The organism is Streptomyces sp. NPDC091280 (assembly GCF_044768565.1).
GTDB lineage: Bacteria > Actinomycetota > Actinomycetes > Streptomycetales > Streptomycetaceae > Streptomyces.
In genome coordinates, this window is sequence record NZ_JBIVUZ010000011.1 from 386,755 (window position 1) to 411,483 (window position 24,729).

The 24,729-nt window shown below is 72.5% G+C and carries 22 protein-coding genes and 1 riboswitch; of the genes, 10 read left to right on the forward strand and 12 right to left on the reverse strand.

Annotated elements, in window-relative coordinates; translation table 11 throughout:
• Positions 1-17 precede the first annotated feature (17 nt).
• The 9 genes from cobI to ACIQPR_RS32495 form a co-directional block, all read right to left on the reverse strand.
• Positions 18-770 carry a precorrin-2 C(20)-methyltransferase gene (gene cobI / locus ACIQPR_RS32455; protein WP_403655499.1) on the reverse strand — a complete coding sequence of 251 codons (753 nt, stop codon included), beginning with the start codon at positions 768-770 and terminating at the stop codon, positions 18-20.
• Positions 767-2,113, reverse strand: a complete 1,347-nt coding sequence (locus ACIQPR_RS32460) for a cobyrinate a,c-diamide synthase (RefSeq protein ID WP_403655501.1) — start codon at positions 2,111-2,113, stop codon at positions 767-769. Before ACIQPR_RS32460 ends, cobI begins: the two co-directional genes overlap by 4 nt.
• Positions 2,113-2,712 carry a cob(I)yrinic acid a,c-diamide adenosyltransferase gene (gene cobO / locus ACIQPR_RS32465; RefSeq protein ID WP_403655503.1) on the reverse strand — a complete coding sequence of 200 codons (600 nt, stop codon included), beginning with the start codon at positions 2,710-2,712 and terminating at the stop codon, positions 2,113-2,115. The genes ACIQPR_RS32460 and cobO overlap by 1 nt, the downstream gene beginning before the upstream one ends.
• Positions 2,712-4,760, reverse strand: a complete 2,049-nt coding sequence (locus ACIQPR_RS32470) for a putative cobaltochelatase (protein ID WP_403655505.1) — start codon at positions 4,758-4,760, stop codon at positions 2,712-2,714. Before ACIQPR_RS32470 ends, cobO begins: the two co-directional genes overlap by 1 nt.
• Positions 4,757-8,410 (reverse strand): cobaltochelatase subunit CobN, encoded by a 3,654-nt coding sequence (gene cobN, locus ACIQPR_RS32475; RefSeq protein ID WP_403655507.1) that lies wholly within the window; start codon positions 8,408-8,410, stop codon positions 4,757-4,759. The genes ACIQPR_RS32470 and cobN overlap by 4 nt, the downstream gene beginning before the upstream one ends.
• Positions 8,407-9,918: a cobyric acid synthase gene (locus ACIQPR_RS32480; RefSeq protein WP_403655509.1), complete on the reverse strand. Its 1,512-nt coding sequence runs from the start codon at positions 9,916-9,918 to the stop codon at positions 8,407-8,409. The genes cobN and ACIQPR_RS32480 overlap by 4 nt, the downstream gene beginning before the upstream one ends.
• On the reverse strand, positions 9,915-10,856 hold the full coding sequence (locus tag ACIQPR_RS32485; protein ID WP_403655511.1) for a cobalamin biosynthesis protein: 942 nt from the start codon (positions 10,854-10,856) through the stop codon (positions 9,915-9,917). Before ACIQPR_RS32485 ends, ACIQPR_RS32480 begins: the two co-directional genes overlap by 4 nt.
• Before the next feature lie 132 nt (positions 10,857-10,988).
• A riboswitch (cobalamin riboswitch) is annotated at positions 10,989-11,131 on the reverse strand.
• Positions 11,132-11,263: 132 nt separating this feature from the next.
• A complete protein-coding gene (locus tag ACIQPR_RS32490) occupies positions 11,264-11,485 on the reverse strand; it encodes a hypothetical protein (RefSeq protein WP_403655513.1) in 222 nt (73 codons plus the stop codon).
• 53 nt (positions 11,486-11,538) lie between these two features.
• Complete coding sequence (locus ACIQPR_RS32495; protein WP_403655515.1) at positions 11,539-12,801, reverse strand: anion permease; 1,263 nt, start codon at positions 12,799-12,801, stop codon at positions 11,539-11,541.
• A gap of 320 nt (positions 12,802-13,121) precedes the next feature.
• Here ACIQPR_RS32495 and ACIQPR_RS32500 point away from each other — a divergent pair, with 320 nt between their 5' ends.
• From ACIQPR_RS32500 to ACIQPR_RS32510, 3 genes are all read left to right on the forward strand, one after another.
• Entirely contained in the window at positions 13,122-13,898 is a 777-nt protein-coding gene (locus ACIQPR_RS32500; RefSeq protein ID WP_403655517.1) for a class II aldolase/adducin family protein, read from the forward strand.
• Between the two features lie 603 nt (positions 13,899-14,501).
• The gene (locus tag ACIQPR_RS32505) at positions 14,502-15,629 is read left to right on the forward strand and encodes an alpha/beta hydrolase family protein (protein ID WP_403655519.1); all 1,128 of its coding nucleotides are present in this window, start codon (positions 14,502-14,504) and stop codon (positions 15,627-15,629) included.
• A 254-nt stretch (positions 15,630-15,883) separates the two neighbouring features.
• Positions 15,884-17,284: a hypothetical protein gene (locus tag ACIQPR_RS32510; RefSeq protein WP_403655521.1), complete on the forward strand. Its 1,401-nt coding sequence runs from the start codon at positions 15,884-15,886 to the stop codon at positions 17,282-17,284.
• Between the two features lie 12 nt (positions 17,285-17,296).
• Here the strand turns inward: ACIQPR_RS32510 and ACIQPR_RS32515 are convergent, their stop codons facing one another.
• Entirely contained in the window at positions 17,297-17,722 is a 426-nt protein-coding gene (locus ACIQPR_RS32515; RefSeq protein ID WP_403655523.1) for a VOC family protein, read from the reverse strand.
• Between the two features lie 129 nt (positions 17,723-17,851).
• Entirely contained in the window at positions 17,852-18,742 is an 891-nt protein-coding gene (locus ACIQPR_RS32520; protein ID WP_403655525.1) for a neutral zinc metallopeptidase, read from the reverse strand.
• A 240-nt stretch (positions 18,743-18,982) separates the two neighbouring features.
• Here ACIQPR_RS32520 and ACIQPR_RS32525 point away from each other — a divergent pair, with 240 nt between their 5' ends.
• From ACIQPR_RS32525 to ACIQPR_RS32535, 3 genes are all read left to right on the forward strand, one after another.
• Positions 18,983-20,581, forward strand: coding sequence for an ABC-F family ATP-binding cassette domain-containing protein (locus ACIQPR_RS32525; RefSeq protein ID WP_403655527.1), 1,599 nt, complete (start codon positions 18,983-18,985; stop codon positions 20,579-20,581).
• Positions 20,582-20,930: 349 nt separating this feature from the next.
• Positions 20,931-21,149, forward strand: a complete 219-nt coding sequence (locus tag ACIQPR_RS32530) for a helix-turn-helix domain-containing protein (protein ID WP_019060653.1) — start codon at positions 20,931-20,933, stop codon at positions 21,147-21,149.
• 117 nt (positions 21,150-21,266) lie between these two features.
• Complete coding sequence (locus ACIQPR_RS32535; protein ID WP_403655529.1) at positions 21,267-22,079, forward strand: enoyl-CoA hydratase/isomerase family protein; 813 nt, start codon at positions 21,267-21,269, stop codon at positions 22,077-22,079.
• A gap of 19 nt (positions 22,080-22,098) precedes the next feature.
• Here ACIQPR_RS32535 and ACIQPR_RS32540 read toward each other — a convergent pair whose 3' ends face one another.
• A complete protein-coding gene (locus tag ACIQPR_RS32540) occupies positions 22,099-22,851 on the reverse strand; it encodes a nucleopolyhedrovirus P10 family protein (RefSeq protein ID WP_403655531.1) in 753 nt (250 codons plus the stop codon).
• An 87-nt stretch (positions 22,852-22,938) separates the two neighbouring features.
• Between ACIQPR_RS32540 and ACIQPR_RS32545 the strand changes: the two genes are divergently transcribed.
• The 4 genes from ACIQPR_RS32545 to ACIQPR_RS32560 are packed head-to-tail and all read left to right on the forward strand — an operon-like array spanning position 22,939 to position 24,725.
• Positions 22,939-23,424: an Asp23/Gls24 family envelope stress response protein gene (locus tag ACIQPR_RS32545; RefSeq protein ID WP_403655533.1), complete on the forward strand. Its 486-nt coding sequence runs from the start codon at positions 22,939-22,941 to the stop codon at positions 23,422-23,424.
• Positions 23,425-23,482: 58 nt separating this feature from the next.
• Positions 23,483-23,668 (forward strand): hypothetical protein, encoded by a 186-nt coding sequence (locus ACIQPR_RS32550; protein WP_403655535.1) that lies wholly within the window; start codon positions 23,483-23,485, stop codon positions 23,666-23,668.
• Positions 23,665-24,054, forward strand: a complete 390-nt coding sequence (locus ACIQPR_RS32555) for a hypothetical protein (protein WP_403655537.1) — start codon at positions 23,665-23,667, stop codon at positions 24,052-24,054. The genes ACIQPR_RS32550 and ACIQPR_RS32555 overlap by 4 nt, the downstream gene beginning before the upstream one ends.
• On the forward strand, positions 24,051-24,725 hold the full coding sequence (locus ACIQPR_RS32560) for a DUF6286 domain-containing protein (protein WP_403655538.1): 675 nt from the start codon (positions 24,051-24,053) through the stop codon (positions 24,723-24,725). The genes ACIQPR_RS32555 and ACIQPR_RS32560 overlap by 4 nt, the downstream gene beginning before the upstream one ends.
• Positions 24,726-24,729 lie beyond the last annotated feature (4 nt).

Here is a 24,729-nt window from a genome sequence, read left to right on the forward strand (position 1 = left end):
ACGCGGTCCGCGACCGGTCACAACTTCCCGCCCCGCCCGCCCTCGCGCCGCGCGGGCGCGATCAGCGTCGACAGATAGGGCAACGGCTCCCCGTCGAGTTCGGCGGCCGAGCGGATCGACTCCTCGGGCAGCCCGAGCGCCGACCCCCACACCGCGTCCTCGATCCGCCCGGTCTCCCGCAGCGCCTCGGCCACCTCGGCCGCCTGCCGCCCGAACTTGTACGCCACGACCGTCCCCGGCCCGGCCAGCGCGTCCTTCAGCACCGCGGACCCGGCGGTCACCGGCACCAGCGTCAACGGCTCGGTCCCCTCGGTGAGGACGGCCCCCGAGCGCGCGGCGAGATCCTGCATCGCGGTGATCCCGGGCACGGTCTCCACCACCACCCCCGGCACCGACTCGCCGATGGTCAGGGCGAGATAGGTGAAGGTGGAGTACACGTTCGGGTCCCCGATGGTCGCGAAGGCGACGACACCATGGGCACCGAGCAACTCGGCGACCTTCGCCCCCGCCGCGTCCCAGGCCGCCTCGCGCCGGGCCCGGTCGGTCCGCTCGTTGAGCGCGAACACCACCCGCAGCACCTTCTCCTGAGGCACGTAGTGCAGCACGGTCGCCTCGGCGCGCCCCGGTTCACCGCCGTCCTTTCCGTCGGACGCGGCCATCACGGGTACGACGACGACATCGGCCGCCCGCAGCGCGTTGACGCCCTTGACGGTCACCAGCTCCGGATCGCCGGGACCCACCCCGACTCCGATCAACCTGCTGCTGCTCATGACGTCCGGCACCTCTCCACGAACCGACGGGCCACACCGGGCTCGGCCGCCCAGTGCGTGTGCAGATAACTCGCGTGCACACCCTGTTGTACGAAACCTTCGACCCGCCGTTCGGGGGCGCGCACCCCCCAGGCGGGAGCCGCCCCCGAGCCGGGCTCGACGACGGTCCGGTGGAACTCGTGCCCGCGCAGCCGCGTCCCGGCCACGGCCAGCACACTGTCGCTCAACGCGACGGCGTCCCGATACCCCAGGGTCAGCCGTTCGCTCATCCGCGCGGTGGCATCCAGCACCCCGCACATCGGCAGGCCGTCCAACTCCCGGCACAGATACAGCAGTCCGGCGCACTCTGCGGCCACGGGCGCGCCACCGCCCGCGAGGGTTGCGACGGCCTTCCGCAACGGCTCGTTCGCCGACAGCTCGGCCGCATACACCTCGGGGAACCCGCCCCCGATGACCAACCCGCGTGTCCCGTCCGGGAGTTGTTCATCGCGCAGGGGGTCGAACACGACGACCTCGGCACCGGCCGCGGTGAGGAGTTCGGCGTGCTCGGCATAGGAGAAGGTGAAGGCGGGGCCGCCGGCCACGGCGATCACCTCGCGTCCCGCCGTCTCGGCGACCGGCGCTTCCCACGCCTGCCCCGTCAGCGCGCCCGCGCTCCGCGCCAGCGCCAACAGGGCGTCCAGATCGCAGCCTTCGCGTACCTGGGCGGCCATCGCCGCGACCGCCTCGACCGCCGCCGTCCTACGTTCCGCGACCGGCACCAGCCCCAGATGCCGGGACGGCGTGTCCACCTGCGGCGCCCGCCGCAGCACCCCCAACACGGGCACCCCGGCCGAGTCCAACGCCTCCCGCAGCAAGGCCTCGTGGCGGTCGGACGCCACCTTGTTGAGGATCACGCCCCCGACCCGCACCTCCGGGTCCCAGGACGCGAACCCGTGCACCAGCGCGGCGACCGACCGGGACTGCGAGGACGCGTCGACGACCAGCACGACCGGCGCCCGCAGCAGCTTCGCCACCTGGGCCGTGGACGCCAACTCCCCTTCGCCCGCGGCCCCGTCGTACATGCCCATCACGCCCTCGACGACGGCGAGCCCGCACCCGCGCGCGCCGTGCGCGAACAGCGGACCGATCGACTCCGGCCCGCACAGGTACGCGTCGAGGTTCCGCCCCACCCGCCCGGTGGCGAGCGCGTGGTACCCGGGGTCGATGTAGTCCGGCCCCACCTTGTGCGGGGACACGGCGAGCCCCCGCGCGGTGAACGCGGCCATCAGGCCCGTGGCGACGGTGGTCTTGCCGCTGCCCGAGGAGGGCGCGGCGATGACCAGCCGAGGCACGGAAGACATCACCACTCGATGCCCCTCTGCCCCTTCTGCCCCGTGTCCATCGGGTGCTTGACCTTCGACATGTCGGTCACGAGATCGGCGAAGTCGACCAGTTTCTCAGGTGCGTTGCGCCCCGTGATGATCACGTGCTGGGTGCCCGGCCGGTCCCGCAGCACGGACACGACCTCGTCCGTGTCGACCCACCCCCAGTGCATCGGATAGGCGAACTCGTCGAGCACGTACAGCTTGTACGTCTCGGCGGCCAGGTCCCGCTTGACCTGCTCCCAGCCCTCGCGGGCCTTCTCCTCGTTGTCCATCTGGGAGTCGCGCTGGACCCACGACCAGCCCTCGCCCATCTTGTGCCAGTCGACCGACCCGCCCTCGCCGGAAGCCCCCAGCACCCGCAGCGCGTTCTCCTCGCCGACCTTCCACTTCGCCGACTTGACGAACTGGAACACCCCGATCGGCCACCCCTGGTTCCAGGCGCGCAACGCCAGCCCGAACGCGGCGGTGGACTTGCCCTTGCCGATCCCGGTGTGCACCACGACCAGCGGACGATTCCGACGCTGACGGGTCGTCAGACCGTCGTCCGGTACGACACTCGGCTGTCCCTGCGGCACTACGCGGCCCTCCTCTGCACGTCCTTGACCAGACCGGCGATCGAATCGGCCCGCAACTCGTCGAGCGTCACCGCCGTACCCTCCAGCTCACCGGCCAACTGCCCGGCCAGGCCCAGCCGTACGGGCCCCGACTCGCAGTCCACGACCACCGAGGCCACCCCGTCGGCCGCGAACAGCCGCGCCGCCCGCCCGGCCAGCGCGACCGGCTCCGGACCACCGGTGGCCCGCCCGTCGGTCACCACGACCACCAGCGCCCGCCGCGCGGGATCCCGCAGCCGCTCCACCCGCAGCACGTCCCGCGCCTTGAGCAGCCCGGCCGCCAGCGGCGTCCGCCCACCGGTCGGCAACGACTCCAGCCGTACGGCCGCGGCGTCCACCGAGGACGTCGGCGGCAGCGCGACATCGGCGGCCGACCCCCGGAAGGTCACCAGCCCCACCTTGTCCCGCCGCTGATACGCGTCCAGCAGCAGCGACAGTACGGCGCCCTTCACCGCGCTCATCCGCTGCCGGGCCGCCATCGACCCGGAGGCGTCCACGACGAACAGCACGAGGTTGCCCTCACGCCCCTCCCGCGTCGCCTGCCGCAGATCGTCCCGCCGCACCACCAGCCCGCGCCCGGCCCGTCCGCGCGCCAGCTGATGCGGCGCCGCCGCCTGCACGGTCGCCGCCAAGTGCAGCTTGGTGAGCGCCCCTTGAGGCCGCCGGGCCCCGGTGGTCCGCCCGTGCTCGGTGCGCGCCCGCGAACGCCGCCCGGCGGCACCCTCACCGATGCCCGGCACGCTCAGCACCTTGGTGCGGAAGGGCTCGGAGGCCCGTACGGGCTGCTGCTCGGCGGAGCCGGAAGGCCGCGGCTCCCCGCCCTCACCGGCCTCGGGCCGCGCGCCCGTGTCACCGCCCTGGGGCCCCTCGGAGTCCGGCCCGGGCGGCTGCTGCCCGCCACCACCGGGACCGTCGGGACCCCCGTCCGGCCCCGGATCGTCGTCCTCGGGCTCCGGCTCCTGTCCCTGCTCTTGGTCCTGCTCCTGCTCCTGCTCCTGCTCGGCGAACTCTTCGAGCGTCTCGTCGAGCTTGTTCTCGTCAAGTCCCGGCGCGTCGAAGGGATTTCGCCGCCTGCGGTGCGGCAGCGCGAGCAGCGCGGCCTGCCGGACGTCCTCGGCGAGCACGTCCGTCCGCCCGGCCCACGCGGCCAGCGCGGTCGCCGTCCGCGCCATCACGATGTCGGCGCGCATCCCGTCGACCTCGAAGGCGGCACAGGTCGCCGCGATCTGCCGCAGCGCCCCGTCGCCCAGCCGCACGGACTGCAACAGGGCCCGCGCGGCGACGATCCGGGCCCGCACGGCGGACTCCTCGCCCGCCCAGCGCCCGGCGAAACCGGCCGGATCGTCGTCGTAGGCCAGCCTGCGCCGTACGACCTCGACCCGCTGGTCGGGCTCCCGGGAGGCGGCGACCTCCACGGTGAGGCCGAAGCGGTCGAGCAACTGCGGGCGCAGTTCGCCCTCTTCGGGGTTCATGGTGCCGACGAGCAGGAAGCGGGCGGCGTGCCGCACGGAGACACCCTCGCGTTCGACGTAGGAGGCGCCCATCGCCGCCGCGTCCAGCAGCAGGTCGACCAGGTGGTCGTGGAGGAGGTTGACCTCGTCGACGTAGAGGATGCCGCGGTGCGCGTCGGCCAGCAGGCCCGGCTCGAAGGCCTTGACGCCCTCGGCGAGCGCCCGCTCGATGTCGAGCGCGCCGACGAGCCGGTCCTCGGAGGCACCGACCGGCAACTCGACCATGCGCGCCGGGCGTTCGGTGCCGGTTCCGGCCTCGTGCGGTCCGTCCGGGCAGGCCGGGTCGGGGGCCGCGGGGTCGCAGGAGAAACGGCAGCCGGGAACGACGGCGACCTCGGGCAGCAGCGCCGAAAGGGCGCGCACGGCCGTCGACTTGGCGGTGCCCTTCTCGCCGCGCACCAGCACCCCGCCGACCGCCGGCGACACGGCGTTCAGCAGCAGCGCGAGCCGCAGATCGTCCTGGCCGACAACGGCCGTGAACGGAAAGGGAGTTGTCACTGGTCGTCGCCCTCCAGGTCGCCTTCGAGCTCCAGATAGGTGGCCCGCAGCCGCTCCAGCGTGTCCGCGTCCGGCTCGGCCCACAGACCGCGTTCGGCGGCTTCGAGGAGCCGTTCGGTGATGCCGCGCAGCGCCCACGGGTTGGACTTCCGCATGAAGTCCTGGTTCTCCGCGTCGAATACGTACTCGGCCGACAACTTCTCGTACATCCAGTCGTCCACGACCCCGGCCGTCGCGTCGTAGCCGAAGAGGTAGTCGACCGTCGCCGCCATCTCGAAGGCCCCCTTGTAGCCGTGGCGTCGCATCGCCGCCATCCAGCGGGGGTTGACCACGCGGGCGCGGAAGACGCGGTGCGTCTCCTCGCCCAGGGTGCGGGTCTTGACCTGGTCGGGGGTGGCGGAGTCGCCGACGTATGCCTCGGGGCTCGTGCCCGTCAGATGGCGGACCATGGCGACCATGCCGCCGTGGTACTGGAAGTAGTCGTCGGCGTCCACGAGATCGTGCTCGCGGGTGTCGACGTTCTTCGCCGCCACGGCGATGCGGCGGAACGCCGTCTCCATGTCCCCGCGCGCCGCCCGCCCGTCGAGGCCGCGCCCGTAGGCGTAGCCGCCCCACACCGCGTACACCTCGGCGAGGTCCGCGTCGCTGCGCCAGTTCCGGGCGTCGATCAGCGGCAGCAGACCGGCGCCGTACGCGCCCGGCTTGGAGCCGAAGATACGGGCCGTGGCGCGACGGCGGTCGCCGTGCTCGGCGGTGTCCTCGTCGGCGTGCGCGCGGACGTAGTTGGACTCCGGGGGTTCCGGCAGCTCGGCCACGGCCCGTACCGCGTCGTCGATCAGCCCGACGACGTGCGGGAACGCGTCCCGGAAGAAGCCGGAGATCCGCACCGTGACGTCGATGCGCGGGCGGCCCAACTCCGTGACGGGGACCACCTCGAAGCCGGTGACCCGGCGCGAGGCGTCGTCCCAGACCGGGCGGCAGCCCAGCAGCGCGAGGATCTCGGCGATGTCGTCGCCCTGGGTGCGCATCGCGGAAGTACCCCACACCGTGAGGCCCACCGACTTGGGGAACTCGCCGTTGTCCTGGAGGTAGCGCTGCACGAGCGAGTCCGCCAGCGACTGGCCGACCTCCCAACTCAGCCTGGACGGAATGGCCTTGGGGTCGACCGAGTAGAAGTTCCGGCCGGTCGGCAGGACGTTGACCAGACCGCGGGTCGGGGACCCGGACGGGCCCGCCGGGACGTAACCGCCGTCCAGCGCCTTCAGGATGTGGTCGATCTCGTCCGTGGTGCGGGCGAGCCGTGGCACCACCTCGGTGCAGGCGAACTCCAACACCGCCACCGCGTCCGGGAGTTCGGTGCCGACGACGGCACGGACCAGCGCCGGGACGGCCGTGACCTCCCACTCCTGGGACTCCATGCCCTCCGCGAACCGGCGGCACAGCTGCTCCAGCAGATCGATCGCGTCGGCGGCCGAACGCGCCGGACCCGCCACGAGGTCCGTCAGCTCCACCGGAGCCTTCACGGGCGCGCCCGGCTCGGCCAGCAACTCCTTCTCGACCAGGCCGAAATGCTCCGCCAGCGAGGCCCGCAGTCCGGGCAGCGCGTTGGCCTGCCCGCCCCACACCTGCGAGGCGCGCAGTACGGCCAGCACGAGGTTCACCCGCGCCTCGCCGACCGGGCCGCCGCCCAGGATGTGCAGACCGTCGCGGATCTGCACGTCCTTGATCTCGCACAGATAGCCGTCGATGTGCATCACGAACTCGTCGAACGCCGCGTCGTCCGGCTGGTCGTCCACATGCAGGTCGTGGTGCAGCTCGGCCGCCTTCACCAGCGTCCAGATCTGCGCCCGCACGGCCGGTGCCTTCGCCGGGTCCAGGTCGGACACCAGGGCGTACTCGTCGAGGAGTTGCTCCAGCTTCGCCAGGTCGCCGTAGGTGTCGGCGCGTGCCATCGGCGGCACCAGGTGGTCGACGACCGTGGCGTGCCCGCGCCGCTTGGCCTGGGTGCCCTCGCCCGGGTCGTTCACGATGAACGGGTAGATCAGCGGGAGTTCACCGAGCACGGCGTCCGGCGCGCAGCCACCGCTCAGCCCAAGTCCCTTGCCGGGCAGCCATTCCATCGTGCCGTGCTTGCCCATGTGGACGATCGCGTCCGCGCCGAAGCTGTTGTCCAGCCAGCGGTACGCGGCCATGTAGTGGTGCGACGGCGGCATGTCCGGGTCGTGGTAGATCGCGATCGGGTTCTCGCCGAAACCGCGCGGCGGCTGGATCATGACGACGACGTTCCCGAACTGGAGGGACGCCAGCACGATGTCGTCGCCGTCGACGTAGAGACTGCCCGGCGGCTCGCCCCACGCGTCCACCATGCCCTGCCTGAGCGCCGGTTCGAGCTTGTCGAACCACGCCTGGTAATCCGCGAGCGGCACCCGCGCGGGCGCGGCGGCGAGTTGCTCCTCGGTGAGCCATTCCACGTCGTGGCCACCGGCGTTGATGAGCCGGTGGATCAACTCGTCGCCGTTGTCCGGGTGTCCGTCGACCCCGTACCCGGCGTCCCGCAGCGCGTCCAGCACCTGGATCGCCGAGGCGGGGGTGTCGAGACCGACCGCGTTGCCGACCCGCGAGTGCTTGGTCGGATAGGCGGTGAAGACCAGCGCGAGCTTCTTCTCGGCGTTCGGCTTGTACTTCAACTTCGCGTGCCGTACGGCGATCCCGGCGACCCGCGCGGCCCGCTCGGGGTCGGCGACGTAGACCGGGACGTCGTCCGGACCCTGCTCCTTGAAGGAGAACGGGACGGTGATCAGTCGCCCGTCGAACTCCGGGATCGCGACCTGCATCGCCGCGTCCATGGGGGAGAGGGCGGCGTCGGACCCGTCCCAGGCCGCACGCGACGACGTAAGGCAAAGCCCTTGCAGCACCGGCACGTCGAGGTCGGCCAGGGCGCCGATGTCCCAGGCCTCCTCGTCACCGCCGGCCGAGGCCTGCGAGGCGTGCGCACCGCCCGCCGCGAGAACGGTGGCGACCAGCGCGTCCGCCCGTCCGAGGATGTCGTAGAGCCCGGGGTCGGCACCGCGCAGCGAACCGCAGTACACGGCAAGGGCGTTGGCGCCCTTCGCCTCGATCTGCTCGCACAGGGTGTCCACGAAGCCGGTGTTGCCGGAGAGTTGGTGCGCCCGGTAGAAGAGCACGCCGACCGTGGGTCGGCCCTCGACGACGGCACGCTCGCCGTGCACCCCGAACTCCGGCATTTTCCGCGGCTCTTCGAAGCCCTCGCCGGTGAGCAGCACGGTGTCGGAGAGGAAGCGGGCGAGTTCGGTGAGGTTGTCCGGACCGCCCTCGACCAGATACCGCAGCGCCTCGGCCACCACACCCGCCGGTACCGACGACTCGGCCATCAACTCCGCGTCGGGGACCGTCTCCCCGCCCAGCAGCACGGTCGGGACGCCCGAGGCCTTGAGCGCGGCGAGCCCGTCCTCCCAGGCGCGCTTGCCGCCGAGCAGTCGTACGACGGCGATGTCCGCCCCTGCGAGGAGCGCGGGCAGCTCCTCGACGGCGTCCACGCGGGACGGGTTGCCGATCCGGTACCCGGCGCCGGAGGCACGGGCCGCCAGCAGATCCGTGTCGGCGGTCGACAACAACAACACTGTGCTCATGCGGGCGCTCCCGGTGGAATGAAAGGCAGTCCTTGTGGCGCGCCGGACTCGATGAGCCGCCACAGCGCGTCCGTGTCCGCGTGCTGTTCGATGAGGTCGCCGAGCCGGTCGAGCTGCTCCTCGCGCAGCCCGGCGAACGAGGTGTCGGCGGCCGGCACGAACCGGCGCCCCGCGGCGGCGGCCACCTCGCGCAGGAAGGCCCGCCGGAACCCGTCCGACTCCAGCGAGCCGTGCCAGTGGGTGCCCCAGGTCTGACCGACCCGGCAGCCGTCCAAGAAGGCGTCCCCGCCGGTGACTTCGGCGACCCCGTGATGAATCTCGTATCCCTCGACCCGCTCCCCGAGTGCCCTCCCCTCCGGCCGGGTAAGGATCTTCTCGGGGGCGAACCGGACCCTTAGGGGCAATACCCCGAGACCGTCGACCTGCCCCCGCCGGCTCTCGACCTCGTCGTCGATGTGCTCGCCGAGGATCTGGAAGCCGCCGCAGATGCCGAGGACGGGCCGGTGCTCGGCGGCCCGGCGGACGATCGCGTCCGCGAGGCCGCGCTCCCGCAGCCACTCCAGCGCCTTCACCGTGCCCCGGGTCCCCGGGATCACGACGAGATCGGCGTCGGCCAACTCCTCGGGCCGGTCCACGAACCGCACGAGCACGCCCGGTTCGGCGGCCAGCGCGTCCACGTCGGTGAAGTTGGACATGAGGGGGATCGCGCAGACCGCGACCCGCAGCACGTCCGCGCCGACCGGCGGCGCGGTGCTGGACTCGCGGACGGTCCCGCGCAGCGAGATCCGGAGCCCGTCCTCCTCGTCGATCCCGAGCCCGTGCCGGAACGGCAGCACACCGTACGTACGCCGCCCGGTGAGACCGCGCAGCATCTCCAACCCCGGCTCCAGGAGCGAGACATCGCCCCGGAACTTGTTGACGAGGAACCCGGCGACGAGCGCCTGGTCCTCGGGGGAGAGCAGCGCGACGGTCCCGAAGAAGGAGGCGAAGACACCGCCGCGGTCGATGTCCCCGACGACCAGTACGGGGAGTCCGGCGTTCCGGGCGATCCCCATGTTGACGATGTCGGTCCGGCGCAGATTGATCTCGGCCGGACTGCCGGCCCCCTCACAGATCACCGCGTCATACGTGCCCCGCAACTCGGCCAGGCAGTCCAGCACGGTGCCGAGCAGCGCCTCCTGCCGGCCACCGTGGTAGCCGCGCGCGCTCATCTCGCCCACGGGCTTCCCCATGAGCACGACCTGACTGCTGCGGTCGCCGCCCGGCTTGAGGAGGACCGGGTTCATCTGCGCGGTCGGCTCGATCCGGCAGGCCTGCGCCTGCATGGCCTGCGCCCGGCCGATCTCGGCACCCTCGCGCGTCACGAACGAATTCAGCGACATGTTCTGCGCCTTGAACGGCGCGACCTTCACGCCCTGCCGCACCAGCCACCGGCAGATCCCGGCGGTGACGACGCTCTTCCCGGCGTCCGAGGTGGTGCCCGCGACCAACAGCCCGCCGCCGCTCATGACTTGGGTCCCTTCAGCAGCAGCCGCCCGGCGACACTGACCCCGAGCGCGAGCCAGCCGACGCGCCGGGACAGCCGTACGGCTCGGTCGATGTCCGCCACGGCGACGGCCCGGCCGGCGCCGTTGAGCACGGGCCGGTGCTCGACCCGGCCGCCGTAGGAGAGCGTGCCGCCCAGCCGTACGCCGAGGGCGCCCGCGAAGGAGGCCTCCACGGGACCGGCGTTGGGGCTCGGGTGCCGGCGGGCGTCGGTGCGCCAGGCGCGTACCGCTCCGCGCGGGTCGTCGCCCGCGAGCGTCGCGAGGACGGCGGTGAGGCGGGCGCCGGGCCAGCCGGCCACGTCGTCGAGACGGGCCGAAGCCCAGCCGTAGCGGCGGTACTTGGCCGACTTGTGCCCGACCATGGCGTCCAGGGTGTTCACGGCCCGGAAGCCGAGCAGACCCGGGACACCCGCGACACCGCCCCACACCAGGGCGCCCACCACCGCGTCGGAGGTGTTCTCGGCCACGGACTCGACTACGGCGCGGGCGATCCCGTCCGCGTCGAGGGCCTGCGGGTCGCGCCCGCACAGGTGCGGGAGCCGGGCGCGGGCGGCCTCGATGTCACCGGCCTCCAGCGCCCGGCCGACGATCCCGGCCTCGCGCGCGAGGGAGGTCCCGCCGACGACCGCCCAGGTGGCGGCGGCGGTGAGGGCGGCAGAGGCCGTACGGGACGGTCGTAGGGCCGAAGTGGCCACGGTGGCGAGGGAGACGGCGCCGCCCACGCACACGGCGGTGTGCAGGGCGCCCCAGCCTCGGTGGTCGCGCCACAGCAGCTGTTCCACGGCACCGGCGGCGCGGCCGAACGCGGCGACCGGATGACCGCGGCGGGGATCGCCGAGCAGATGGTCACCGAGGAGGCCGGCGGCGGCGCCGTACGCGAAGACGCGATCGGCACGCATCGGCTCAGCCGGTCGCTACGGTCGCCGAGTCGGACACTGGGGCGGTCGCTGGGGCGTTCGCTGAGCTGGTACGGGACCTCGAACGGCAGCCGAGCATGGCGATATGTCCTCACTCAGGGTGTCCACGCCCTGGTTCGACGAGACCGGCGGTGAGAGTTCCTGGCTCCCGGGGTTGTCTACCCCGGTGACAGTGGCGGGACCGCGCCGGATTCGCACCGGCTTCCTCTCCTGCCGCCGTACATGGCCCCGGCAGTCCACCACGGGGTTGGAAGGGGCGTCAACTTGCCGTTGACCTGCGGGGGAGGAGTGTGCTGAGGCCCACACGCGGGGCGTCGGAGGGGCCACGCGCACGTGGGGTGCGGGACGGTGTCCGTCCCGCACCCCACGTGGGTCCAACTGGCGGCCGGTCAGGCCACGATGATGTAGATCCCGTACGCCACCGCCGCCACGCAGGCCGCGAAGCAGGCGTACGCGCCGGTCAGGGCGAGGGTCGCGGAGTCGCCCTGGGCGGTGGCCCGTTCGCGGCGCGAGAGGGCGGTGATGCCGAGGGTGAAGACGGCCACGAGGGCCACGGTGACCACGAGGCTGACGCCGAAGACGGAGCCGAGGGCTGCCCAGTCGATGTCCATGCTGATTCGTTCCTTCTGGTTCCTGCTGGTTCCTGCCGACGGGGTTCGAGGACTCAGACCGCGGCGGCCGGCGGGGTGGCCGTGTCGGGCGCCGCGGAGGCGGGGGCGGGGCTCACGGGCGGCGAGGGGATCGTCGCGGTGAGGCCCTCGGAGAGGGCGACGGACGGGGGCGGGGTGACGGCGGCGATGGCCGCGGTGACCACACCGGCCGGCTCCTCGAACTCGTTGACGTTCGAGGCGTCGACCACCTGGCGGCGGGAGAGCAGCCAGATGCCGGCGCTGGAGGCGACCAGGAAGACGGCCACCAACGCGGTGCCCCAGTCGCCGAGGTCGGTCACGGACTCGGCGAGCGCGCCGACCAGCGCGGCGGCCGGCAGCGTCAGACCCCAGGCGACGAACATCCGGGTGGCGGTCGACCAGCGGACGACACCGCCCTTGCGGCCGAGGCCCGCGCCCATCACGGAGCCGGAGACGGCGTGCGTGGTGGAGAGCGAGAAGCCGATGTGCGAGGAGGCCAGGATGACCGCGGCGGCACTGGTCTGGGCGGCGAAGCCCTGCTGGGGCCGGAGGTCGGTCAGGCCCTTGCCCATCGTGCGGATGATGCGCCAGCCGCCGATGTAGGTGCCCATCGCGATGGCGAGGCCCGCGGAGAGGATGACCCAGGTGGGCGGGTCCGAGTCGGGGGCGATGGAACCGCCGGCGATCAGCGCGAGGGTGATGATGCCCATCGTCTTCTGCGCGTCGTTCGTGCCGTGGGCCAGTGAGACCAGGCCGGCCGAGGCGATCTGGCCGACGCGAAAGCCCTTGTCGGCGGCCTTGCCGTCCGCGCCGCGGCTCAGCGCGTACGAGAACCTGGTGGCGAGCATCGCCGCGACACCCGCGACGATCGGGGCGGCCACCGCGGGCAGCAGCACCTTGGTGACCAGGACGTCGCCGTGGACCGCGCCGGTCCCGGCGGAGGCGATGGTGGCGCCGATCAGACCGCCCATCAGGGCGTGCGAGGAACTGGACGGCAGGCCGACGAGCCAGGTCACCAGGTTCCAGAGGATCGCGCCGACCAGGGCGGCGAAGATGACCTCGGGACGGATGCCGCTCTCGTCGACAAGACCCTTGGAGATCGTGTTGGCGACCTCCACGGAGAGAAACGCGCCCACCAGGTTGAGGGTGGCCGACATGGCCACCGCGACCTTGGGCTTGAGCGCACCGGTCGAGATGGTGGTGGCCATCGCGTTGGCGGTGTCGTGGAAACCGTTCGTGAAATCGAACGCGAGTGCGGTGACCACCACAATCGCGAGAATCAGCGAGAAGCTTTCCATTTACCCAGGCAATCGTTCGAGGTCATTGGCGCGTTGACCGTAGGCAACCTGGATGAACGGAAGATGAACTAAGGGGGTCTCTGGGGTGTCTGTACGGGCCGGTAACTCCGGGGTGGGCTTCTTTGGCGGTCTGCTTGGGTTGCTGGCCTTGTGCTTGGTCGGGTTGTGGTGGCCGCGCTTTCCGTCGTGCGGGTTGTATGCGATGCGGAGTGCGTGAATGGGTGCTGGTTGCCCATATGTACCTGTTTGGGTGCGCGGCTTCCGGCCTGAAGTGCTCCAGTCCGAGCGCGTGTTGAGGAACCGGCTGGCAGGATCACGGCATGGCTGAGCGGCGGCGGGACGAGCGGGGCGGGCAGGGCGAGCGGGGAGGGCGGGGAGACCGAGGCGAGCGGGGCGGTCTGGAGGGAGTGGAGTCCGTGGAGGCTGTGGGGGAGCCGTGGCGCAGGCGGGTGCGCCCCGAGGAGGCGAGCGCCTGGGACGAACTCGTCGTCACGGCCCGCCGGACGGTCACCGACGGCCTGGTGGTCGGCACCTCCGGGAACGTCTCGGCGCGCGTCGGCGACATCGTCCTGGTCACCCCGTCGGGCGTCCCCTACGACCGGCTGACGTCCGACGACACGGTCGGTGTCGACCTCGACGGCCGACAGGTCCTCGGCACCCTGCTCCCGACGAGCGAACTGCCCATGCATCTCGCCGTGTACCGCGACACCGACGCCCGCGCGGTCGTCCACACCCACGCCGTCCACGCGACGGCCGTCTCGACCCTCGTCCCCGAACTCCCCTCCATCCACTACATGTCCGGCGCCCTCGGCGGCCCGGTCAGGGTCGCCGCGTACGCGACCTACGGCACGGAGGAGCTGGCCGAGAACATGCTCCGTGCCCTCACCGACCGCTCCGCCTGCCTCCTCCAGAACCACGGCACGATCGCCTACGGCACCTCCCTGGACCAGGCCTACGACCGCACGGCCCAGCTGGAGTGGATGTGCCGCCTGTGGCTGACGGCGTCGTCGGTACCCGGGCTGTCGCCGACGCTGCTGTCGGGGGAGCAGGTGGCGGAGGCGGGGAAGCGGTTGCGGGGGTATGGGCAGCGGGGGTGAGCGGGGTGCGTGGGGTGCGTGGGGTCGAGAGGGCCGGCGGGGTGAGCGAGGGGAGGGCCCGAGGGCTGGCGGGGAAGGGCTGGCGGGGATGCTCACCGGGGCGGTGGCGCTGAGGTCGGTCGAGGGGAGGGCTGACCGGGTTGGGCTTCGGTTTGCTGGCGGGACTGGCGGGACCGCTAGTGCTGGCGGGGGCGATCGAACCGGGGCGGTTCGCGGGGCTGGCGGTGTCGGCAGGGCTGACCGGGGCGGGCCTTCGGCTGGCTGGCGGGACTGGCGGGGGCGACCGAACCAGGAAGGCTCCCGGGACTGGCGGGGCCAGCGGCACTGACAGGGCTGGCGGGATCCGCCGAACCGGGAAGGGCTCACGGGGCTGGCAGGACTGCCCCGGCTGACAGGGCGGCCAGGGCCGGCAGGACTGACAGGGCGGCCGGCGCCGCCCAAACCGCCCGACGGCCCCCCACCGCACCTTCCCCCCACCGCACCTTCCCCCCCACTGCACCCTCCCCACGCCGACTCTCCCCACGCCCGCTCTCCCCGGCCTCCGGCCCACCCCCGTGCCTCCTCCGGCTGGCCGGTGGCCGGGTCCGCCGGGACACTGGAGCGGTGCGCACAGTCAAAGCGACGGCCGCGGCCGTCTCCGTGGCCCTCGCGGCCGGTGCGGTGGGCGTCGCCGCCGGCCGCTACGCCAGCGACGCCGCGCTGAAGGCACCGCCCGGCCGTCCGCTGCCGACCGAACCCCGGCTCACGGTGCACGCCACCGCCGCCGGGCAGATCACCCTCACCCGGGACCTGGCCTCCCTGCGGCCGGGTGTCTACGGCCTCGCCGGTGACGGCTCCCACGCGGTCGTCGGCCCAGTCGTCGACAGCGCGGCCCCCTCCGCCGACACCGTCGTACGCCGGCTGGAGCGCGTCACCCACGGCACCCTGCACCCCCGCGACAAGGTGTGGCTCACCCCCAACCTCCACATCGGCGACCCGAGCGCCGCCCTCGGCCTCGACCACGCCGACATCGACATCCCCGGCGAACTCGGCTCCCTGCCCGCGTGGTTCGTACCCGGAGCGCGCAGTACCTGGGTGATCGCGGTGCACGGCCTGGGCACCACCCGCGAACTCGCCCTGAACGTCATGGAGTTCCTGCACCGACACCGCTTCCCGGTGCTCGCCCTCGCCTACCGCGGCGACCTCGGCGCGCCCCGCAACCCCGACGGCCTGGGCCACCTCGGCGAGACCGAGTGGCGCGACCTGGACGCCGCGATCCGCTACGCCGTGCGCTACGGCGCCGAGCACGTCGTCCTGTACGGCTGGTCCACCGGCGCCACCATGGCGCTGCGCGCCGCCGCCCACTCCGGGATGCGCGACCGCGTCTCGGGCCTGGTGCTGGACTCGCCGGTGCTGGACTGGGAGACGACGCTCCGCGCGCTGGCCACCGCCCGGCACACTCCGGGCGCGCTGCTGCCGCTCGCGGTCCGCGCCGCGCAGGGCCGCACGGGTCTGCACGGCGACCGCATCGCCGAGGCGGCCGACCCCGCCCGGCTCACCGTCCCGACCCTGATCTTCCACGGGCCCGACGACACCGTCGCCCCCTGGTCCCACTCCCGCCGCCTCGCCGCCCGCCGCCCCGACCTGATCACCCTCCAGCCGGTCGCCCCCGCCCCGCACGGCGCCATGTGGAACGCCGACCCGGCCGCCTACGAGGAGATCCTGCGCCGCTTCCTGACCCCCCTGATGTGACCGCGCGTCCTGACCCCGCCGATGCGGCCCCTGCCCACGCACCGCTTCGCGCCCCGCTTCACGTACCGGCCCATCCACCGGTCCACGCACCACCCCACGCACCGCTCCACCCCCTCCGAGCTTCCGTTTAGCCCTCTACCACTGGCCTGATCCCGGTCCCCAGCAGCCCTCGGGACCCCCTGCTCCGGCCCTCCCCGTCGCCCGCCGCGGCATTCCGTTTGGGTTTTCGGACCGTCAACCGGAAGACTGCACCCGTGACGTCCCGTATCCCGCGCGACTCCAGGCTTCGACTCGTCCGCCCGCGACCCCTGGCCGCCGCCCCCCGAGCGATGAACCAGCGGCGCTCGCGCCGCCCCGCGCCCCGTCCTCCGGAGGGCACACCGGCCCCCGCGGAACTGGCCAGAATGGCACGCTCCGGCCTGGCCGGAGCGGCCCGCGTCGCCCACTGGGCCGACGCCGCACTAGGACCCGGCCGTGACGGCGCGAGCCCCGACGGCAAAGGAACTCTCTCCCAAGCGACCGCCGAACTCGCGGCCGCGGACCTGGGCCTGACCCCTGCTCAAGTCCGAGCCGACTGGGACACCGCCCGCCTCGCCGGCCTCGTCGAGGTGCACGGAGACAGCGCCCGCCCCGGCTGGCGGCTGCGCGCCTGGGACCGCGACGACAGCGCCGTACTGCGCGGCTGGGTCGCCCTCTTCGACGCCTGGTCGCTCGCCCACCCGGAGCCCCGGGAGCACGAGCCCTCAGCCGTCGCCGAGGTCGTCTCGGCCATGCCCCAGGTGCTCTCCTTCCTCCAGCTGTCCGCCGGACCCGTCCCCGTCGCCCAGCTCCTCGACCTCCTCGGCCAGCGCGTCACCGAACTGCGCACCGAGCGCTGCGAGATCCCCTACGGCCCGCAGCCCGAGCCGGTCCAGCAGCCGCCGGCCGCCACCGACGCCCCGCTCGACCCGCTCCTCGACTGGGCCCTGCACGCCCTCGCCTCCGTCGGTGCCCTCACCTACGGCGACGCCCAGGCCACCCTCACCCCGCTCGGCAGCTGGGCGGTCTGGGTCAAGCTGGAGCAGATCTGCGTGGCCGCGCAGAGCCCGGCCGGGAACATCGAGCAGTCCGCCGAGGACATGCTCCGCGGCTGCTCCCAGCTCCGCCCGAACGCCGCCCGCGCCGAGTACCGCGCCTGGCTCGCCGCCCGCACCGTGGGCAGCGCGGTCGGCCAGCTGATCGACGCCGCCCGCGGCGAGGACGCCCTGCTGCGCGGCCTCGCGTTCGAGGCGCTGCGCGTCGTCGGCGCCCCCGCCGAGCCCGACGTCCGCGCGGCGGTGGACGAGGCGACACTGCGGCCGTACGCCCTGCTGTGGCTCGCGGAGCACGACGGGATCGACCCGGAGGACGCCCACGAGGTCCTCACCCGCGAAGAGGCCACCTGGATGTGGGTCGACACCGCCGCCGCGGTCGCCGACCACGGGGAGGCCCCGCTGCTCGTGCGCCACCTGGAGTCCGCGATCCAGCCGACCGTCCCCATGCTCCTCGACGAGGTCCGCGCCGTAGGACACCCGCGCACCGTGCAGGTCCTGGTCGCGCTCGCCGCCGCGCACCCCGACCCGGCGCTCGCCAAGGCCGTACGCCGGGCCGCCTTCCAGGTGCACACCGGGGGATAGCCGGCCCCGGGGTCAGGCGCCCGCCGGCCCCGGTATCTCCGGGGCGTAGGTGCCGAAGCTCCAGATGTTGCCCTCGATGTCCCGGGCCATGTAGTCCCGGGAGCCGTAGTCCTGGTCCGTCGGGGGCATCAGGATCTCCGCGCCGTGCTCCGCGGCCCGTCGGTGGTGGGCGTCGACGTCGTCCACGACGATGTACACCCCGGCGGGTCCCGCGCTCTTCATCGCCTCGTCGAAACGGCCGCCCCGGCCTTTGGAGCCGAGCATCAACGCGCCGTTGCCCTGCGCCAGTTCGGCGTGCATCACCGAGCCGTCCTCGCCCTCGTACACCGCGAGCGCGGTGAAGCCGAAGGCCTCCGTGAGCTGCCGGATCGCCGCCTTCGCGTCCGTGTAGAGCAGGGACGGGTAGATGCTGGGACGCTCGCTGTCCTTGGCTGCCATGCCGATCACTTCCTTGTGTCAGGTGTTGTCAGGTCCCGTGTGCTTTCGCTGTTTTTCCGATGCTTCGATCGCTTTCGGCAAGTCTTGCACCCGCCACTGACAACGCCCCGCGAACCGGCGTCCCGGCCGTCAGCGGAAGGTGTCGCACCGCGCCATGTCCCCGGTCCGGTAGCCCTGGTGGAACCACTGCTGCCGCTGCGCCGCCGACCCGTGCGTCCAGGTCTCCGGCGTCACCCGGCCCTGGAACCGCTCCTGGATCCGGTCGTCGCCCACGGCCGCCGCCGCGTCCAGACCGTCCCGGATGTCGGCGTCGGTGAGGCTGGTGATCAACGGCCGCCCGGTCGATTCGTCCTTCGTGGTCGTCGCGTGGTGCGCCCAGACGCCCGCGTAGCAGTCCGCCTGAAGCTCCACCCTCACCGCGTTGCTGTTCGCGCCGGTCCGCCCGTCCTGTGCCCGGCCGAGCGTGCCGAGCAGGTCCTGCACGTGGTGCCCGTACTCGTGGGCCACGACGTACGCCTGCGCGAACGGGCCGCCGCTGGAGCCGAACTTCGTCCGCAGTTCGTCGAAGAACCCCAGGTCCAGATAGACCTTCCGGTCGCCGGGACAGTAGAAGGGCCCCACCGCCGAGGTCGCCGTCCCGCACGCGGTGGCGACCCGGCCGGTGAAGAAGACCGTGGGGGAGCGGGTGTACGTCCCGTTGCGCCGCCGGAACTCCTGCGCCCAGAAGTCCTGCACGCTGTTGACCACCGCCACGATGCGGCAGTCCTCCTTGGTGTTCGCGTCCTGCCCGGTACGGCAGGGCGACTGCACCTGGGCCAGCGAGGACGCAGTGGCCACCGGTGAGTCGCCGCCCGACGACAACCCCAGGTTGTCGGGGCCGACGCCGAAGAACAGCCCCAGGAGCAGCGCGATCAGCCCGGCGAGGCCCCCGCCCACGGTCGCGCGCCCACCGGGGATCCGGCTGCCGCGCACGTCCTGCACCTCGGAGGTGTCCAGATTCGCGTCGTCGTCGAACTGCATGGGCCCCGCTCTCCGCGCGTGTGGACCCCCGGCGCCCATCCTCGCCCGCGGCCCGCGCGGGGGCGCCGGACGAGCGGCCGAACGGGGGACGCTCCTGGTGGCGCCGAACACACCCGCGCACCGGAAAAACGCTTGCGTTGCCCCGTTAGACTTGGCCCATGGCCATTCTCCTCGCGCATTAGACGGCGGGAACGTCCTCAGCCGCCCCTTCCGCCTACGACCCCGCTCTGGAGTCTGACCATGATCTCCGCCTCCGGTATCGAACTGCGCGCCGGTGCCCGCGTCCTCATCGAGTCCGCGACCTTCCGTATCGCCAAGGGCGACCGCATCGGCCTGGTCGGCCGCAACGGCGCCGGCAAGACCACCCTGACCAAGGTCCTGGCCGGCGAGGGCCAGCCCGCCGCCGGCGCCGTCACCCGCTCCGGCGAGGTCGGCTATCTACCGCAGGACCCCCGCACCGGCGACCTCGACGTGCTGGCCCGCGACCGCATCCTCTCCGCGCGCGGCCTGGACATCCTGATCCGCAAGATGCGCGAGAACGAACAGCGCATCGCCAACGGCACCGGCGCCACCCGCGACAAGGCCATGCGCCAGTACGAGCGCCAGGAGACCGAGTTCCTCACCAAGGGCGGCTACTCCGCCGAGGCCGAGGCCGCCACCATCGCCGCCGCGCTGAACCTGCCCGACCGGGTGCTCGGCCAGCCGCTGCACACGCTCTCCGGCGGTCAGCGCCGCCGTATCGAGCTGGCCCGCATCCTGTTCTCCGACGCGGACACCCTGCTGCTCGACGAGCCGACGAACCACCTGGACGCCGACTCGATCGTCTGGCTGCGCGACTACCTGAAGACGTACCGCGGCGGCTTCATCGTGATCTCCCACGACGTCGACCTCGTCGAGACCGTCGTCAACAAGGTGTTCTACCTGGACGCCAACCGCGCCCAGATCGACGTCTACAACATGGGCTGGAAGCTCTACCAGCAGCAGCGCGAGGCCGACGAGAAGCGCCGCAAGCGCGAGCGGCAGAACGCCGAGAAGAAGGCCGCCGCCCTGCACTCGCAGGCCGACAAGATGCGCGCCAAGGCCACCAAGACGGTCGCCGCGCAGAACATGGCCAAGCGCGCCGACCGGCTGCTCGCCGGCCTTGAGGCGGTGCGCGTCTCCGACAAGGTCGCCAAGCTGCGCTTCCCGGAGCCCTCGCCCTGCGGCAAGACCCCGCTCATGGCGGAGGGCCTGTCGAAGTCGTACGGCTCCCTGGAGATCTTCACCGACGTCGACCTGGCCATCGACAAGGGTTCGCGCGTCGTCATCCTCGGTCTGAACGGCGCGGGCAAGACGACCCTGCTGCGCCTGCTCGGCGGCGCCGAGAAGCCCGACACCGGAGAGGTCATCCAGGGCCACGGCCTCAAGCTCGGCTACTACGCCCAGGAGCACGAGACCCTCGACCCGGAGCGCACGGTCCTGGAGAACATGCGCTCCGCCGCCCCCGACCTGGACCTGGTCGAGGTCCGTAAGACGCTCGGCTCGTTCCTGTTCTCCGGGGACGACGTCGACAAGCCGGCCGGGGTCCTCTCCGGCGGCGAGAAGACCCGTCTCGCGCTCGCCACCCTGGTGGTGTCCTCGGCGAACGTCCTGCTCCTGGACGAGCCCACCAACAACCTCGACCCGGCCAGCCGCGAGGAGATCCTCGGGGCGCTGCGCACCTACAAGGGCGCCGTCGTCCTCGTCACCCACGACGAGGGCGCGGTGGAGGCGCTCCAGCCGGAGCGGATCATCCTGCTGCCGGACGGCGTCGAAGACCTGTGGGGCGCGGACTACGCGGATCTCGTCGCCCTGGCCTGATCGAACCGGCTTGATCGAATGCTTGATCCACGGCGTATGGATCATTCGGCCTACCGGTGATCCACCATCTGTGTGAGATCTCCTCGTACCGAGGTGTGTCGTACATCAATTTTCCGGCCGAGTCCTTTATCGACAGGGGCTCGGCCGCTCCGCGTCTCTGACCTGGTATTTCGCGGAACAACTCGTTCGGCCGTACGGACACGATCGTCTGGAATTCCATATTCCGCTTGTGGGGACGCGCTCCTGTCGTCAAAACCTTGTCTCACGGACCTTGCCGAATGGGTGGCCATGAACGCCTTGAGGGGTGATCATGAGGAGACCAGAGCGCACTTCCCATGAGGAGGCACGGGTGGCCGAGACTCTGAAGAAGGGCAGCCGGGTAACCGGCGCCGCGCGCGACAAGCTCGCGGCAGACCTGAAGAAGAAGTACGACTCCGGTGCGAGCATCCGGGCGCTGGCCGAGGAGACCGGCCGCTCGTATGGCTTCGTACACCGGATGCTCAGTGAGTCGGGCGTCACGCTCCGTGGGCGTGGCGGGGCGACCCGGGGCAAGAAGGCTTCGGCCTGACCCCGAGCGTTTCATCGGCTTCGATGGTGGCCACCCGGTCGGACGACTGACCGGCCGGGTGGTTACTGTGCAGTCACTTAGCTCTGCTCTGTTGACCGCACACATCGGAGGCGCCCCATGGCTTCGCCCGAACAGGACGACAAGGACCTCGGTCCCGTACTCGACAAGGACGGCGTACGGCTCACCGTCGACGACGCGATCGCCACGGTGACGCTGACCAACCCGGCCAAGCGCAACGCCCAAAGTCCCGCTCTGTGGCGGGCGTTGGCGGAGGCCGGGCGGTCGCTGCCGGGCACCGTCCGTGTCGTGGTGCTGCGTGCCGAGGGCAAGTCCTTCTCGGCCGGACTCGACCGGCAGGCGTTCACCCCCGAGGGCTTCGACGGCGAACCGTCGTTCATCGAGCTCGCGCACAGCGGTGACGCCGAGCTGGACGAGGCCATCGCCGGGTACCAGGCGGGCTTCACCTGGTGGCGACGCAGCGACATCGTGTCCATCGCCGCCGTCCAGGGGCATGCCATCGGAGCCGGCTTCCAACTCGCCCTCGCCTGTGACCTGCGCGTCGTCGCCGACGATGTGCAGTTCGCCATGCGCGAGACCAGCCTCGGACTGGTGCCCGACCTGACCGGCACCCACCCCCTGGTGGGCCTCGTCGGCTACGCCCGCGCGCTGGAGATCTGCGCGACCGGGCGCTTCGTCGCGGCCGAGGAAGCGGTGAGCACCGGCCTGGCCAACATCGCCGTGCCCGCCGACCAGGTCGACGACGCCGTGCGCGACCTCGCGACGGCCCTGCTCGCCGCGCCGCGCGACGCCCTCATCGAGACCAAGGCGCTGCTCCAGGGCGTCCAGGGGCGTACGTACGATGACCAGCGCGCCGCCGAGCGGGCCGCCCAGGCGCGGCGACTGCGGGACCTGGCGGGAGTCGGCGAGTAGCCGCCCGGCCGGCCGCGGGTCACTCGACCTTCGTGACAAGTACCGCCACGGTCGGGTGACCCGGCAGCACCTCGCCGACCCTCGCGCGGACCTCACGGGCCACCTCCAGGGCCCGGTGGTCCGCGCGTACGGCGATCTCCACGCGCGCGTGCAGGCGCGGCAACGAGCCATCGCCCTGCCGCTTCTCGATGTGCACCGCCCGGCCCAGCCCGCCGAGCGCACCGGTCAGCCGGACCACGCCCGGGGCGCCGAGCGCGGCTGCGATGATCAGGGACTCGCCGCCGTCATCAACATTGACCAGCTGGTCGAGGTCATCAACATGGTCAATGTGGATGTCCGCGTCATCCGCATCGTCCACACGGTCCATGTCGTCCATATGGTCCAGCAGGCCCGTCACCTGTAGATCAACCTCAGCCACCACCAGCCCGAGCCGCTCCGCCGCGGCCGTCGCCAGCGCCGTCCGCAGCAGGGACGCGGTCTCCGGGAGGGGCTCGGTCGCCACGGCCGCGAAGTCGGCCGAGATCCGCAGCGGACCGGGCGGCAGCGCCCCCGGAGGCGGCGGCACGGCGGGCTCGCGCACATCCTCCGGATCGGCGAGCCCGATGCGCAGCGCACCCGGCCGCACACCCCGTACGTGCCGCGCCGCGCCCCGCAGCACGGCCCCGGTCGCCCGCTCCGTGATCCACGCGCCGTCCCGCCGGTCCCCCAGGGGCAGCAGCCTGCCGAGACCCAACTGCTGCCGTACCACTCGCGTCCACGCGTCCGCCGTCATTCCTCCAGCCTGCCGCATCCCCGGCGCGGCAGAACGAAACCGCACTTACCGTGGTCGAAGGACGACGACCGAAAAGGACGTACGGCGATGACCGACATGACGGACCGGAACCGGACGCAGGACCCAGACGGCGAGAGGGAGCCGTTGCAGACCCGCAAGACCCCCACCAGGCGCGGCGGCGGCGACCCGGCGTCCAGAGGGCGTACCACCATCGCCGACGGGGTCGTGGAGAAGATCGCCGGGCTGGCCGCCCGGGACGTCCTGGGCGTGCACGCCATGGGCAGCGGGCTGTCCCGCACCTTCGGGGCCGTGCGCGACCGGGTGCCCGGCGGGTCGAAGTCGGTGTCCCGGGGCGTCAAGGCCGAGGTCGGCGAGGTGCAGACCGCCCTCGACCTGGAGATCGTCGTCGACTACGGGGTGTCGATCGCCGATGTCGCCCGGGCCGTACGGGAGAACGTCATCGCGGCCGTCGAGCGGATGACCGGACTCGAAGTCGTCGAGGTCAACATCGCGGTGAGCGATGTGAAACTGCCCGACGAGGAGGACGAGGAACCGGAACCCCGGCTCCAGTGACCGGACCGGCGGACGAACCCATGGGCAGCGGGCCGACGTACGAGCTGAGGAGCGCAGGATGAGCAGGGCCGTGGTCGGCATGATCGCCGGAATGGCGCTGGGCTTCGCCGGATACTTCGGCGGGTTCGGCGCGTTCCTGCTGGTGGCCGCCCTGGGCGCCATCGGGTTCGTCGTCGGCCGGTTCCTCGAAGGGGACCTGGAACTCGGCGACTTCTTCCGCCCGCGCGACGACCGGCGGCGATGACACCCGTGAGCGGCGACGGCGCGGTCGACACGCGCGGCGGACCCCCGGCGGCCGTCCCGCGCGGTGAGCGGGGCGCCACCCGGATCGCCGACCGGGTCGTCGCGAAGATCGCCGCCCAGGCGGCCCGTGAGGTGCTGGGACCGCTGCCCCCGGAGGCCGCGCCGCCGCACGCCACCGTGGTCGTCCACCACGACACGGCACGCGTGCGCGTGCACCTCGAACTCGGCTATCCGTGCGACATCGGCGACCGCTGTCTCAAGGTGCGTCGACAGGTGGTTCAGCGGGTACGCGCGTTGGTGGGCATGGAGGTGCCCGAGGTCGCCGTCCAGGTGGAACGGCTGCATCCGGCACAGACACACCGCGCGGCACAGGGGAGGACGCGATGAGCGAGCCCCAGGGCTCCGAAGGCACGACCCAACGACTACCGGTCATCGAGAAGGAGACCGACCCGGGACACGGCGGCTACGACCCGGTGGCGGACCGCGGTCCCGCCCCCCTGGTCGACGGCGGCGGAAAGGACCGCCGCTTCTGGTCGACGCGCCGCGTCCCCGCGGGCATCGTCGCCGTCCTGCTGCTCCTCGGCGCGGGCGCCCTGCTCTACGACATCACCGCGGTACGCGCCAAGCGGCCGTCCGCGCACTGGCGCCGCGAACTGACCCGGCAGCTCGCCGAGCGGCCCCTGGACGACACCTGGATCCTCGTCGGCGCCGGCATCGCCGCCGCCCTCGGCCTCTGGCTGATCGTGCTCGCCCTCACGCCCGGCCTGCGCCAGGTGCTGCCGATGCGCCGCACCCACGCCGACGTCCGGGCCGGCCTGCGACGCGCCGCCGCCGCGATGGTCCTGCGCGACCGGGCCATGGAGGTCTCGGGCGTGCAGTCCGTGCGCGTACGGACCAGCCGGACCGGAGCAGACGTCCGCGCGGTGTCCCATTTCCGTGAACTCGACGATGTACGGGCCGACTTGGACGCCGTGCTGACCGACGCGATCACCGGGCTCGGGCTGGCCCGGCCGTTCGCGCTGTCGCTGCGTGTCGGCCGTTCCGGACGGAAGGGGTGAGCGC